13 protein-coding genes are annotated in these 13,557 nt (G+C 60.2%); 9 read left to right on the forward strand and 4 right to left on the reverse strand.

The genetic code is table 11. From position 1 onward, the window contains the following. The 9 genes from BEN48_RS19245 to BEN48_RS10000 all read left to right on the forward strand — a co-directional run. Nucleotides 1-210: hypothetical protein (locus tag BEN48_RS19245; protein WP_162274737.1), on the forward strand; the 210-nt coding region annotated here is incomplete at its 5' end. Beyond that, nucleotides 177-1,139, forward strand: coding sequence for a chorismate-binding protein (locus BEN48_RS09965; protein WP_241502236.1), 963 nt, complete (start codon nucleotides 177-179; stop codon nucleotides 1,137-1,139). The genes BEN48_RS19245 and BEN48_RS09965, both read left to right, overlap by 34 nt. A gap of 64 nt (nucleotides 1,140-1,203) precedes the next feature. Further along, the gene (gene menD / locus BEN48_RS09970) at nucleotides 1,204-2,952 is read left to right on the forward strand and encodes a 2-succinyl-5-enolpyruvyl-6-hydroxy-3-cyclohexene-1-carboxylic-acid synthase (RefSeq protein ID WP_083320946.1); all 1,749 of its coding nucleotides are present in this window, start codon (nucleotides 1,204-1,206) and stop codon (nucleotides 2,950-2,952) included. 116 nt (nucleotides 2,953-3,068) lie between these two features. Further along, the gene (menB, locus tag BEN48_RS09975) at nucleotides 3,069-3,893 is read left to right on the forward strand and encodes a 1,4-dihydroxy-2-naphthoyl-CoA synthase (protein WP_070734521.1); all 825 of its coding nucleotides are present in this window, start codon (nucleotides 3,069-3,071) and stop codon (nucleotides 3,891-3,893) included. 230 nt (nucleotides 3,894-4,123) lie between these two features. Continuing rightward, nucleotides 4,124-4,891 carry a hypothetical protein gene (locus BEN48_RS09980; protein ID WP_070734523.1) on the forward strand — a complete coding sequence of 256 codons (768 nt, stop codon included), beginning with the start codon at nucleotides 4,124-4,126 and terminating at the stop codon, nucleotides 4,889-4,891. A gap of 348 nt (nucleotides 4,892-5,239) precedes the next feature. Beyond that, entirely contained in the window at nucleotides 5,240-5,623 is a 384-nt protein-coding gene (locus BEN48_RS09985; RefSeq protein ID WP_206599847.1) for a DUF6370 family protein, read from the forward strand. A 33-nt stretch (nucleotides 5,624-5,656) separates the two neighbouring features. Continuing rightward, a complete protein-coding gene (locus BEN48_RS09990) occupies nucleotides 5,657-6,106 on the forward strand; it encodes a hypothetical protein (protein ID WP_070734525.1) in 450 nt (149 codons plus the stop codon). Between the two features lie 373 nt (nucleotides 6,107-6,479). Next, entirely contained in the window at nucleotides 6,480-8,237 is a 1,758-nt protein-coding gene (locus tag BEN48_RS09995; RefSeq protein WP_070734526.1) for a DUF885 domain-containing protein, read from the forward strand. Between the two features lie 83 nt (nucleotides 8,238-8,320). Continuing rightward, nucleotides 8,321-9,439: an AMP-binding protein gene (locus BEN48_RS10000; protein WP_083320947.1), complete on the forward strand. Its 1,119-nt coding sequence runs from the start codon at nucleotides 8,321-8,323 to the stop codon at nucleotides 9,437-9,439. 10 nt (nucleotides 9,440-9,449) lie between these two features. Here BEN48_RS10000 and BEN48_RS10005 read toward each other — a convergent pair whose 3' ends face one another. From BEN48_RS10005 to BEN48_RS10020, 4 genes are all read right to left on the reverse strand, one after another. After that, complete coding sequence (locus BEN48_RS10005; protein WP_125932579.1) at nucleotides 9,450-10,151, reverse strand: hypothetical protein; 702 nt, start codon at nucleotides 10,149-10,151, stop codon at nucleotides 9,450-9,452. A 382-nt stretch (nucleotides 10,152-10,533) separates the two neighbouring features. Next, nucleotides 10,534-11,352, reverse strand: coding sequence for a LytR/AlgR family response regulator transcription factor (locus tag BEN48_RS10010; protein WP_070734530.1), 819 nt, complete (start codon nucleotides 11,350-11,352; stop codon nucleotides 10,534-10,536). 231 nt (nucleotides 11,353-11,583) lie between these two features. After that, nucleotides 11,584-12,645, reverse strand: a complete 1,062-nt coding sequence (locus BEN48_RS10015; RefSeq protein ID WP_070734531.1) for a sensor histidine kinase — start codon at nucleotides 12,643-12,645, stop codon at nucleotides 11,584-11,586. A 201-nt stretch (nucleotides 12,646-12,846) separates the two neighbouring features. After that, nucleotides 12,847-13,545: a hypothetical protein gene (locus BEN48_RS10020; protein WP_070734532.1), complete on the reverse strand. Its 699-nt coding sequence runs from the start codon at nucleotides 13,543-13,545 to the stop codon at nucleotides 12,847-12,849. Between the last annotated feature and the right edge of the window lie 12 nt (nucleotides 13,546-13,557).

A 13,557-nucleotide genomic window follows, 5' to 3' on the forward strand; every position in this document is an offset into this window, starting at 1 on the left:
CCGCTGGCGGTGTGGCGCGAGCCCGGCGCGGCGGCGGCGCGGTTGCTGGTGGCGCGGTCGCTGGAAGCCACCTACACCGGCCTGCCGCCCGCGCTCGATGCCCAGGCCCCGGCGGTTTCGCGTTTTTCCCGTTCCGCGACTCCGACCAAAACCCGGCGCTGTTCCTGCCCGCCGATGTGCTCTACGATACCGGCCAGCCCGGCACAGTAGCCGTATCGCCGCAGGCGCGCGAGCTGGTGCCCAACCTCACGGCCTGGCTGGCGGCTGGCGCGGTGGCGGAGCTGACCTGGCACCACAGCGCGCAGCCGGTGCCCCACGCTGCCACCCAAGCCGAATATACGCAGCTGGTGACCACGGGCGTAGCCGCTATTGAAGCCCAGCAGGTGCTGAAGGTGGTGACCTCCCGCGCCGCCCGCCGCGCCCTGCCCCCCGGCTTCGACCCGCTGGCGGCTTTCGTGGCGTTGGAGCGGAAGTACCCGCTGGCGTTTGTGTCGTTGGTGAGCGTGCCGGGCGTGGGCACTTGGCTGGGCGCCACGCCCGAAATCCTGGCCGAAGTCACGGCCGATGGCACGTTTCGGACCATGGCCTTGGCCGCCACCCAGCCCCTTACGGCCGAAGTCACGCCTCGCACGGCCATCTGGCGCCAGAAGGAAATTGAGGAACAGGCGCTGGTGGCGCGCTACATCGTGAACTGCTTTAAGCAACTGCGGCTGCGCGAATACCACGAAACGGGCCCGCGCACGGTGATTGCCGGCCAGCTGCTGCACCTGCGCACCGATTTTGAGGTGAGCCTGAAACACGTGCCGTTCCCCTCGCTGGGCACCGACATGCTGCGGCTGCTGCACCCCACCTCCGCCGTGGGCGGCATGCCAAAAACGGCCGCCATGCACTTCCTTCAGCAGCACGAGGGCTACGACCGCGCCTACTACAGCGGCTTCCTGGGCCCGGTGAACGTGGTGGCCCCCGGCAGCGCCCGCCTTTACGTAAATCTGCGCTGCCTGCAAGTGCGCGCCGATGAGGCCATTCTCTACGCCGGCACCGGCCTCACGGTGGACTCCGACCCGGAGCGCGAATGGCAGGAAACCGAAATGAAACTGCAAACCATAAGCACCGTTTTATCAACGGTTAACGGTGAGTGATTAATGACAAATAATACACTTTTCTTCTTATTAACTGCTCACCACTAATCACTTACCGATAATAATGCAGGCCGTTTACAACATCGCTGAAATCTGCGCGCGGCACGGCATTACGGATGTAGTGCTTTCTCCCGGCTCGCGCTCGGCACCGCTCACGCTGGCGTTTGCCCGCCATCCCGATTTGACCGTGCGCGTGGTGCCCGACGAGCGGGCGGCGGCCTTCATTGGCCTGGGCATCGCGCAGGCGCAGCGGCGGGCGGTGGCGCTGGTCTGCACTTCCGGCACGGCGGGCCTGAACTACGCCCCGGCCGTGGCCGAGGCCTTTTTCCAGCACATTCCGTTGGTGATTTTCACAGCGGACCGGCCGCCGGAATGGATAGACCAGCTCGATGGGCAGACCATCCGACAGCACAACTTATTCGGCGCGCACGCCAAGGGTGCATTTGAGTTTCCGGTGGATACATCACACCCAGATGCTAAGTGGCATTCGGCGCGCATCGTGAATGAAGCCATCAATATGGCGCAGGCCGCGCCGGCCGGTCCGGTGCAGGTGAATGTGTCGCTGCGGGAGCCATTTTATCCAAAGGCGGGCGAGGAAATTCGGTACGAGCAGGATGTACAAATTATCCGCGAGTGGCCTAGTGTAATTACATTATCAAAAGCCTCGCAAGCCGAATTAAAACAACAGTTGAAAATGGCAACGCGGGCACTCATCGTTGCAGGTCAGCAGCCTGTCGATGAGCAACTGATGCACGCGCTCCGGCTCTTTTCGGACACTTACGGAATTTCGGTTCTGGGCGACTCCATTTCCAACTCAGATGGTGTAGGCGCTTCCGTTATCAGCAGGCAGGACGTGTTTTTGGCTGGTTTAAGCAGTGAGCAAAAAGAGGCGTTGCGGCCCGATTTACTCATCACATTCGGCCAGTCACTCATCTCCAAAAGCTTGAAGCTTTTTCTGCGGGACTCAGCGACTGAGCAGCACTGGCACTTGCAAGCAACTGGCGCGGCAGCCGATACATTTCGAAGCCTCACTACTATTGTGCGCGTTGAGCCGGCTAGTTTTTTTGAATCTTTAACTATTGAAAAGACGCAAAGTAGTTTAGCGAGTCCGGTTAAAACCCGCTTTAACTTAGCTTGGGTTTCGGCACAGCAACGAGCTGACGCTGCTCTGCAAGATTTTTTCAGCGGCCAGGGAGACCGGTATCAGAAATCCCAACCAGTATTCAACGAGTTTTCGGCATTTGCTGAGGCCTTGGCCAGCCTTCCAGAATACACCGCCCTGCACCTCGCCAACAGCATGGCCGTGCGCTACGCCAATATTCTCGGCATCCCGCAGGGCCGACACATTGAAGTATTCGCCAACCGGGGCACCAGCGGTATTGATGGCTGCAACTCCACGGCCGTGGGCGCGGCGCTGGCGCAGCCCGAGCGGCCGGTGGTGCTGCTCACCGGCGACGTGGCCTTTTTCTACGACCGCAACGCGTTTTGGCACAACTACCCCGTGCCCAACCTGCGGGTGGTGCTGTTCAACAACCACGGCGGCGGCATTTTCCGGCTCATCGACGGGCCACGGCAGCAGCCAGAGCTGGAGGAGTTTTTTGAGACGCGCCAAACCCTCACGGCCGAGAACACGGCCCGGGATTTTAACCTGGGCTATTTCCCGGTTTCAACCTTTGCTGAACTAGATGCCGCGCTGCCGGTTTTCTTTGCAGCCGAAACCGGCGCGGCGATTCTGGAAATCTTTACGGATTCCAAGACCAACGCGGCGTTTTTTGAGGAGTACCGGGCCGCCGTAAAACAGGCTTTTTCGTAACCCCTGTCATGCTGACGAAGGAAGCATCTTATCACGGCTGCTTTCGTCAACTTTTAGTAACCCTTGCGGCGCGGACGTGATAAGATTCTTCGCTGCGCTCAGAATGACAACTTTCTATGCCCGACCAAATCACCTGGACGCCCATTAAGGAGTTCCGAGAAATTCTCTTCACGCAGCACGGCGGCATTGCCAAAATCAGCATCAACCGGCCGCAGGTGCACAACGCCTTCACGCCGCTCACGGTGCAGGAGATGATTGAGGCGATGAACATCTGCCGCGACCGCACCGATGTCGGCGTCATCATCCTCACCGGGGAGGGCGGCCGGGCCTTCTGCTCGGGCGGCGACCAAAGCGTGCGCGGCCACGGCGGCTACGTGGGCGAAGACGCCATGCCCCGCCTCAACGTGCTCGACCTGCAGCGCATCATCCGCACCATTCCCAAGCCGGTGGTGGCCATGGTGGCGGGCTGGGCCATTGGCGGCGGCCACGTGCTGCACGTGGTGTGCGACCTGACCATTGCGGCCGAAAACGCCCGTTTCGGCCAGACGGGCCCCAACGTGGGCTCCTTCGATGGCGGCTTTGGCGCCTCCTACCTCGCCCGCGTGGTGGGCCAGAAAAAAGCCCGCGAAATCTGGTTCCTTTGCGACCAGTACGACGCCCAGGAAGCCCTCGACATGGGCCTGGTAAACAAGGTGGTACCACTCGACCAGCTGGAAGCAACCACCGTAGCCTGGTGCCACAAGATTCTGCAGAAAAGCCCGCTCTCGCTGCGCATGCTCAAGTCGTCGTTCAACGCCGAACTCGATGGGCAGGCCGGCATTCAGGAGCTGGCCGGCAACGCCACGCTGCTCTATTACCTCTCCGACGAGGCCAAGGAAGGCCGCGAAGCCTTCATGGAAAAGCGCCAGCCGGACTTCTCGAAGTTTCCGAAGTTTCCGTAAGCGGCGGTAATACGCCTTGGAGTTAAAAAGCCCGCCGTACTGAGAAGTGCGGCGGGCTTTTTTTTGGTTGGGCTTTCGCTTAATGACGATATATGAAGCAAAGCCAGTTGCGTAATCAGGTCCTATTCGGATAGCTCGCCGCAGCTGGTGTATCTTGTAGTTGCGGCAAGCCGGATGTTATGTGCAACCCTAAAAGACCGACAGTGCTAACATCAACAGACAATGACTAAATGAAACTTGTATCAGAAATAATTAAAGACCAAAAGGGGGAAATATTTTCTTGGGACGAGTTTTTTTACAACGAAATTGGTAAAGTCATACGACAAGTTTTCAAGGACGACAAAGGCAATCGTAAATTTTACAAGACATTTGACTATGATGAACAAGGTAATTGCATTAAAATAACTGAGTTTTCTGACGACAATGAAATTCAAGTCAGTTTTGAATACAGCTACGACAACAATAACAACCAAATAAAAACAATTGAAAGAACAGCCGAAGGCAACATTTACGACTGGACAGAAATTGTTATAGAATCCGACACTAATTTGAAGGTGTGGCTCGCTAAGGACGAGAACGGAAATATTATTCACAAGACAATTGAAAACTCTCTTGACCATTCACAAAAAAGATTTAACGACAAGGACCAACTTTATGAAATTCATTTAGCAAAGTTTGACCAAGCAAACCGACTTGTACAGAAATTGATAACTGACGAGAAAGGAAATGAGAAAGAGAAACATTTATACGAATACCAAGGACAAAAAGAGGTTTGGAATTTCATTCTAAATGGCTCGACCATTAAAACAGAAGAAAGTGTTTATGACAACAACAAAAATCTCATACATCGTATCCGCAAAGACAGCAACGGAAAATGTTTAGAATGGTATGGCTTTGAATATGACAAATGGAATAACAAGACAAAATATTTTGGGGGACTTGAAGAAGGAAAACAAATTGGATTTAAAACATTTGAACTGACGTATGACAACGACTGAAATAAGGGGAGCACATAACAGGCGTTTGGCAAAAGTGGCAGTTCAGTGCTCCGCAGACACATTTGTGGTTAAGCAAAGTTTGGTTCTCCGCACCAACATCTGTGGTGAAAATCGCCACCTTCGCCAAGCCCCAAAACGTTACCAATTTGTAGGGCAACACTTTACAACAGCCTGGCGACAGCCTACGCCGAAGCTCTAGCCCCAGCGACAAGAGACGCTGCTGGCTCAATTTGCGGCCTGAACGTCACAACATGCTTTTCTGAGCAGCACAGCAAATCAGAACTTCCTCCTGGGAAAACGCTTTAACGCTGGGCGTTGTACATTGAAGCGTCAACTTTTCCCGAACCCATGAAACTGCTCCTGCCCTTGCTTTTCCTTATTGGCCTCGCCACGGCGGGGCCGGCAGTAGCGCAGCGGGCGCTGGCCTTGCCCAGCGCCGCAAGTACCGCCGCCGTGCCCACCGACACGCTGCTGGTAGAAGCCGCCTGCGGGCAGTGCCAACTGGGCTTGCCGGGCAAGGGCTGCGATTTGGCCGTGCGCGTAGCGGGCCGGGCTTACTTTGTGACGGGCACCGGCATCGACTCCCACGGCGATGCCCACGCCCGCGACGGCTTCTGCAACACCATCCGGCAGGCGCGGGTGCAGGGCAAGGTGGTGGACAATGTATTCAACGTGAGTTATTTTGAGTTGGTGCCGGCGCCCGTAGCGGCCGCCCCGAAGCCCCAGCCCTAAGCGCCCGCCGCCACCGGCGCTGCCGTTTGCCCCATGGACAATCTCGCGTTTCAGCAGGCCATTCGCCGCATTCGGTGGGTGCACTGGCTGCACTACCCGCTGCAAGGCCTGCTGATGGGGGGCGTCGTGCTGCTGGCCGGGCAGCGCGCAGCCGTAGGCCCCACCCTGGAGCCGCGTTTGGCCACCTGGCCGGTGCTGCTGCTGCTGGGGGGCGTGGTGCCCCTGCTGGGCGTGTTGGCTTACCTGGTTTTCCGGCGCCTGCGGGCTAACATCCGGCGCCCCGCCCAGGAAAACCTGCGCATCTACCTCGGGCGCATCTTCCTGCGCAACAGCCTGCTGAGCCTGGCCGCGCTGCCGCTGCTGGCTTCCTACGCCGTCACTCACCAGGTATTCGACTTGGTGGCCTGCGCGGGCGTGCTGGCGGCCCTGGCCTGGCAGCTCGCGCCCTCGGCCAAGAGCTACCAGCAGTGGTTGCTGCGCTAGGAGCCTATCCGAATAGGCAGCGGAGGAATTGTCATGCCGAGCGCAGCCGAGGCATCTCGCGTGGGGTAGTAATCAAAACGCGAGAGCTAAGTACTCGTGCAGAAGTAAGCGTACTGAATATAGAACGTCATGCTGAGCGCAGCCGAAGCATCTCTACCGCGCAAGTAATCAAATAGTATTGCGGTAGAGATGCTTCGGCTGCGCTCAGCATGACTGCCATTTTTGCTACGGTTACTTCTGCACGGGTGCTTAAGCGGGCGAGATGCCTCGGCTGCGCTCGGCATGACGGTAAAGTTGGATAGCCTGTAAACCTTATTTTCGCCGCTGAGCTCCTGCCGTTCAGGAACCGTAACCGTCCCCACTTGCCCCGCTTATGAAATCACTGCCCCTCCTCGTAAGCTGCATCCTGCTGGGCGCCACCGGGCTACGGGCCCAGCCGCAGGCCCTGCAGAAAGACATGGCCACGGCCCTGGCGGCAATAAAGGCGTTTGAGAAAGCCGAATACCGCGCCGACAGCAGCCGCAACCACGTGCTGCGCGCTCAAACCGAAAGCGCATTTGTTGCCAAAGGCCTGTTCTACCAGAAGATAGCTGCGCAACTGCAGGCCATCAACAAGCAGGGCCTCTCGATTGAGGACGGGATAAACCTGGAGCTGCTGAACCACCAGGTACTGGACGAACTGGGCGAATACCGGTACAAATCGTACCTGAACCCCCTGCAAACCGATGCCGGCTTCCACTCCCAGCTGGCCTCGCGGGGCGGCACCACCCTCAGCACCAAGAAAGACGCCGAGCAGTACCTGCTGGTGCTGCAGGACATTCCCCGGTTCGTGGACGAGAACCTGCAGCTTATGCGCCGGGGCATTGCCCTGGGCATCACGCAGCCCCGGGAGGTGATGAAGGGCTACGAAACGAGCTACACCCAGCACATCGTGGCCACGCCCGAAGAATCGACTTTCTGGAAGCCCTTCGCCAACAAGCCGGCGGCCGTTTCTGCTGCCGACTGGGCGGCGCTGCAGGACCGGGGCCGCGCCGTTATCACGAAGGATGTAATCAGCAGCTACCAGCGCATCAAGACGTTTTTCGACCGCGAGTACCTGCCCAAGACCCGCGCCACCCTCGGCGCCTCGGGGTTCCCGGACGGGCGGGCGTACTACGAGGACCGGGTGCGGCACTACACCACCACCAACCTCACTTCCGATGCGGTGTACCAACTGGGTTTGCAGGAGGTGGCACGGATAAAGGGCGAGATGGAAACGGTTATCCGCGACGTGAAATTCGAGGGTAATTTCAAGGAGTTTATTGCCTTTTTGCGCACCGATGCGCGGTTCCAGCCCCAGTCGGCCGATGCGCTGCTGAAAGACGCGTCCTTCATTGCCAAGCGCGTGGAGGGCCAGCTGCCTTCGTTGTTTGGCAAGCTGCCCCGGCAGCCGTTTACGGTGGTGCCGGTGCCCGCATTTCTGGCGCCCAACTACACGGCAGGGCGCTACTCGCGGGCGCCCATCGGCAGCACCCGGGCCGGGGAGTACTGGGTAAATACTTCCAATCTGCCCAGCCGCACGCTCTACACCCTGGAGTCGCTCACGCTGCACGAGGCAGTGCCGGGCCACCACCTGCAAATAGCCCTGACGCAGGAGCTGAGCAACCTGCCCGAATTCCGGCGCAACTTGTACATCAACGCCTTTGGCGAAGGCTGGGGCCTGTACAGCGAATACCTGGGGCATGAAATGGGCTTCTACAAAGACCCGTACAGCCTGTTTGGCCGGCTGACGTACGAGATGTGGCGGGCCTGCCGCCTGGTTATCGACGTGGGCATTCACGCCAAGGGCTGGACGCGGGAGCAGGCCGTGGCCTACCTGGCCGACAACACGGCGCTGTCGCTGCACGAGGTAAACACGGAGGTAACGCGCTACATTTTGTGGCCCGGGCAGGCGCTGTCCTACAAAATGGGCGAGCTTAAAATTATCGAGATGCGCAAACGGGCCGAAACCGCGCTGAAGGACGATTTCGACGTGCGCGCCTTTCACGACATGGTGCTCTCCAACGGCGCCGTGACGCTGGCCATTCTGGAAAAGATGACGGACCGCTTTATTGCCGAGCAGCAGGAAAAAGTGAAAAAGAAAAAGGCATAGCCTGGGCCTGAGTGGCGGCGCACAACCTCCGGGCGGGCAGAGCGGTATCAGAGGCGGCGACTGTGCGCCCCTAGCTTTGCCTCATGACTTCTTCTTCTGCCCTGCCCACTTCCCTCCTGCTCAACGGCCGCGAGTTTACCTACGCTGCCATTCAACAATACCCCGCCCAGCTGGCCGTGCCGGTGAATGGCTACGAGGCCCGGGTGCTGGATTTTGTGCGGCAATGGCTCACCGGCACGCAGGAATTTGGGCTCACCACGTCGGGCAGCACCGGCACGCCGCAGCCCCTCACGCTCCGGCGGCGGCAGCTCGAAGCCTCGGCCGCCCGCACCGGCGACTACTTCGACCTCGGGCCGGGCGACCGGGCGCTGGTCTGCCTCAATTGCGAATACATTGGGGGCATGATGATGCTGGTGCGCGGGCTGGAGCGCAACATGCACCTCACCATTGTGGAGCCGCAGGGCAACCCGCTGGACCTGGTGCCCGCCGATGCCGAGTTTGACTTTGCCGCTTTTGTGCCCTTGCAGCTGCGGGCGCTGCTGCAGAGCGGCCAGGCCGGTCGACTGGAGGCCATGAAGGCCATTCTGGTGGGCGGAGCCGTGGTAGACCCCGCCCTGGCTGCCGCCATTGGCGCGCTGCGGGCGCCCGTGTACCACACCTACGGCATGAGTGAAACCTGCTCGCACGTGGCCCTGCGCCGCCTCAACGGCCCCGATGCCACCACGGCCTACCGGGTGCTCGCCGGCATTGCGGCCGGCCAGGACGAGCGCGGCTGCCTCACCCTGCGCGGCGACATCACCGACGACCAGCTCATCGTGACCAACGACCAGGTGCAGCTGCTCGACGCCCACACTTTTGAGTGGCTGGGCCGGGCCGATTTCGTAATAAACTCCGGCGGCGTGAAGGTGCCGGCCGAAAAAGTGGAGCTGGTGCTCGACGTGGCCCTGGCCGAACTCGGCGAATCGCGCCGCTGCTTTGTGGCCGGCCAGCCCGACGAGCGGCTGGGCCAAGCCGTGACGGCGTTTATTGAGGGAGAGCCTCTCTCCAGGGAACTTGAAGAGCAACTACAAAACCTGCTGGCCACCCGGCTGGGCCGCTACGAGCAGCCCCGGCAACTGCGTTACGTGACCGAATTTCAAACCACCGCCACCGGCAAGCTCGACCGACCCGCCACCCTGCGGCACTACAGCCCAGCCGGATAAGCCAGCGGTGCTACTCGCTGCGCAGGCCTTCCTGCGTAAATAACCGCTGCCGGCCCCGCACCACCTTTATCAGGTCGCCCAGAAACAGCTTGGCCCGCACGTAAAAAACGGGCCCGTTGAGTTCGCGCTGAATGGACGGGGCCACCAGCACGGGCTGCCGCCAGCCGGCCCCCGCGCCAAAACCCGCCCACCGAAACACGCGAATGTGGGCAGCTACCGACGGCTCCACCACGCCCATAAAAAGGTGGGGCGTCTTAAAAAAATCGCCTTCAGGGGTGGGATAAAGCACGTAGGTGGAGCCCATGCCCAGCTGAAGGTTGGTGCTGATTTCCCAGCGCGGCGTTTCGAGCAGCACGTACTCGGCGTAGCCGGCCAGGTAGCGAAAACGCAACTCGGACATGGCCGTGGGCGATGCGTTTTCGGGCCGGGCCCGGCGGGTGGGTACGCCGGTGCTGAGAAAGTAGATAGCGGCGCCGGTCCGGAATCGGTTTTTAAACTCCACGCCCAGTTTCAGGCCGTTGATGGTGGTGAAATGGCGGTTGAGAATGGAGTAGCGGGAGTCGTACTGCACCACCAGGCGGCGGTGGTCGATGCGCGGCACCGACCGGCGGCCCACCACGGTATCGGCGGGGGCGGCGGCCTGGGGAGGCGCGGCGCGGGCAGCCTGTGCCAGCAGGAGCAGTCCGGCCAAAAACGGTAAACGGGGTAGCATGGTGGGCGAAGTACGTAGAAACAGCAGGGCAGCGTTGCCGCCTGCTGCTGCACAACCGGCCCGGTGGCGCAGGTGTTATAAAGCCGGGACGGCATAAAGGGCGCCTGCCACAACCTCAGGGTCAAGGGGCCGGCAATAATACAGCCCCTGAATCACCCGTGGCTAAAAGGCCGTCATGCTGAGCTTGTTGAAGCATGACGTACGTTTTTATCACACTAGGTACGAATGCAGCGGTAAGCGTATGCTCTGGTCAGACCGCCCTGGGCGGTCTGACCGGTCGTCGTCAGACCGAAATTGCTGGTGCTTCAACCGGTCAGACCGCCCAGGGCGGTCAGACCAGTAGGCCCGAATCGAATACGGTTACTGCTGTGCCAGCACTTAACTACCTGTCCAGCCAGTTCTTAAACACGCTTACCTTCTCGCGGCTCACCAGCACCTGGGCGTCGGGGGCGGTGGGTTTGAGCACGGTTTGCAGGCGGGAGTTGGTGTAGTGGATGATGTCGTGAATAGCGGTTTGCTGGGCCAGGTAGGCGCGGTTTAGGCGGAAGAAGCGGCGCGGGTCCAGCAGGGTTTCGAGCTGGTCCATGGTGTAGTCCACCACGTATTTGCGGCCTTCGGTGGTTTGCAGGAAGGTGGCCTTTTCGAGGCTGAAAAAGTAAGCAATCTGGTCAACGGGCACCACTTTCAGGTGCTCGCCCACGCGCACCACAAATTGCGTTTTGTAGCTGGCGGCGGGCGGTGCTTGCTGCATCTGCTGCATGAGCTGGGTGAGCAGTGCCGGGTCGAAGGTAATCCCCCCCCCGGCTCCTCCCCGATGGGGAGGGGAGACGGCAGCGGGCAGGCGGGCGCGCAGCTTGCGCAGGGCCTCGCGCAGCTCCTCTTCGGCTATGGGTTTCAGCAGGTAATCCACGCTGTTTACCTTAAAGGCCTGCAGGGCATACTGGTCATAGGCAGTGGTGAAGATGACCGGGCAGCGCACTTCAACTTGCTCAAAAATCTCAAAGCTCAGCCCATCGGCCAGGTGAATATCCAGGAAGAGCACATCGGGCGCAGGTCCGGCTTGCAGCAGCTGCACAGCCTGGGCCACCGATTCGGCCGTGCCGAGGATTTCGAGCGGCTCGGGCTGGCGGGCCAGCAGGTCGGCGAGGCGGCGGGCGGCCAGGGGCTCGTCTTCCACAATGAGGGCGCGCAGGGTCGTCATAAGAAGTCGGGGAATAAGCAAGCAAATAAACTTCGTGCCGAGCGCAGTCGAAGCAACTTGCTTGCTGTAACTATTCAAAAAAAAGAAGCTGACTCGGCACTAAAAACAACGTCATGCTGAGCTTCCCGAAGCATCTCTACCGCTTCGTTGCAGTAGTAATTCAACGAAGCGGGCGAGATGCTTCGGCAAGCTCAGCATGACAGTCTTATAACATTACCTAGCGTACTGGAATCACAATACCAGCAGCGGCAGCGTGACCACGAACTCGCCGCCTTCTTTTGTTATCGCCACGGGTTTATTCGTGAAGAAAGCGTAGCGGGCCACCAGGTTTTTCAGGCCCAGGCCGGAGGTTTCGCTTTCGCTCAGGCGGCGGGGACGCAACGTGTTGCGCACCGTAAGCGTGCCGCCGGCCACGTCCAGCCGCACCGCAATGCGCAAAGGGTCGGCCTGGAAGGCGGTGTTGTGCTTGATGACGTTTTCGAGCAGCAGCTGCAGGGCCAGCGGCGGCACGAAGAAAGGGGCCAGCTGCGGGGCCGGGGGAAGTTCTAGGTCCACGGCCAGGGCGTCGCCCAGGCGGGTCTTTTGCAGGTAGAGGTAGCTCTCGGCAAAGCGCAGCTCGTCGGCCAGGGTGACCAGTTCCTGGGTTTCGCTGTCGAGCACGTAGCGGTACACCTGGCTGAGCTGGCGGATGAAGCGCACGGCCCGCGCGGGGTCGTTTTCCTCCACCAGCGAGGTCAGCGCGTTGAGGGAGTTGAACAGAAAATGCGGGTCTACCTGCCGGCGCAGCGAGTCGAGGCGGGCCACGGCGGTTTCCTTTTCCAGCCGCTCGGCCTGAATGGCGACTTCCCGCCACTTCAGCAAAAATGCGCGGCTGTGCTGAAACAAAGACAGCAGCACCGTGACCACCAGCGGAAACACAAAATCCCGCCACACCGCCGCCGTAAACATCACCCTGACGGGCTGGTGAAAATACATGGTTCGGAAAACCAGGTTGACCAGAAAAATTGCCACCAGCGACACCAGCAACGACACCGTAATGGTGAGCAGAAACCGCTGAACCGGCGCGGCCCGCCACGACACGAACCGGTCGAGCCACGCCACGGCACCGTCGTTGGCAAACCACAGCGAGCCCGTGTAGGCCAGAGTGATGAGGAAATTAACCAACAGCTCGCCCTCGTCGGGCCGGTTGATGAGCAGAGTTACGCCCACCGAAATGGCCAAGAGAATGAGTACTAGACGGACCCAGCGGGGCATGAGCAAGCGGGCAGTGGTCCCAAACGAAGCGTCGTTCATATAAAGTAGAGTCAACCGCAAATGACGAAGAAATTTCGGGTTGGTGCTGGTGGGTCGTTCTGGCGTGCACCTCACCCCCCCGGCCCCCCTCTCCCGTGGAGAGGGAGGAGCCTCACGGTTTTTCAGGAGGAGCATTTCCGGTTTTCCCTCTCCGCGGGAGAGGGGGGCCGGGGGGCAAGGTTAAAGCTCGAACATCCTTCCCTACTTGGCGCCGGCCGTCTCATAGGCCTTCAGGCGGCTCAACAATTGCCGCTCGCCCCAGTTAGGCAGCAGGGCGTGAGCGGGCTTGTAGGCGGCGTAGCGGGCTTTGGCATCGTCGTAAATGGGCTTGGCTACTTCCGGGCCGCCGCCGAACATTTTGGGCGTGTAGTAGAGGTTGTTGGCCTGCACCAGGTAGATGCGCGGGTTGGCGGGGTTTAGTTTTTTGGCCTGGGCCAGGGCTTCGTTGGCCAGCGTGGAGTACTTGACGGAGCGCAGCATGGGCGAAATACCCAGGCGGGCCTGGTGAATGTAGCCTTGCAGCACCAGCAGCTCGGCTTCGTCGCCGCGCAGCTGGCGGGCGCGGGCCAGCCGGGCCTCGGCTTGGTCGAGGTACTTGTCTTTCGCATCGCCCTCCTCCTGGCTTTGGAAGCAGGTGAGCAGCAGGGCGTAGGACTGGTAGTAGGGAGGCAGCCAGTCGGTGGGAGCGGCCGAGCCGGCGCGCTCAAACTTGCTGGCCAGCTGCTTGAGCTGGGCGGGGTCGCCGGTGCTGTTGAGCTCCTTGATGGTGGCGGCCATCATTTCGGTATAGCCGACCGGGGCGGCTGCGGCAGCAGGCGCCGCCGGTGCCACGGCTGCGGACTGGGCTGCAGCCGCGTAAGTAGTGGCGGCCAAGGCGAAGAGAAGAAGGTGCTTTTTCATGGCTGGAGATTG

It is taken from the genome of Hymenobacter glacialis (assembly GCF_001816165.1).
GTDB lineage: Bacteria > Bacteroidota > Bacteroidia > Cytophagales > Hymenobacteraceae > Hymenobacter > Hymenobacter glacialis.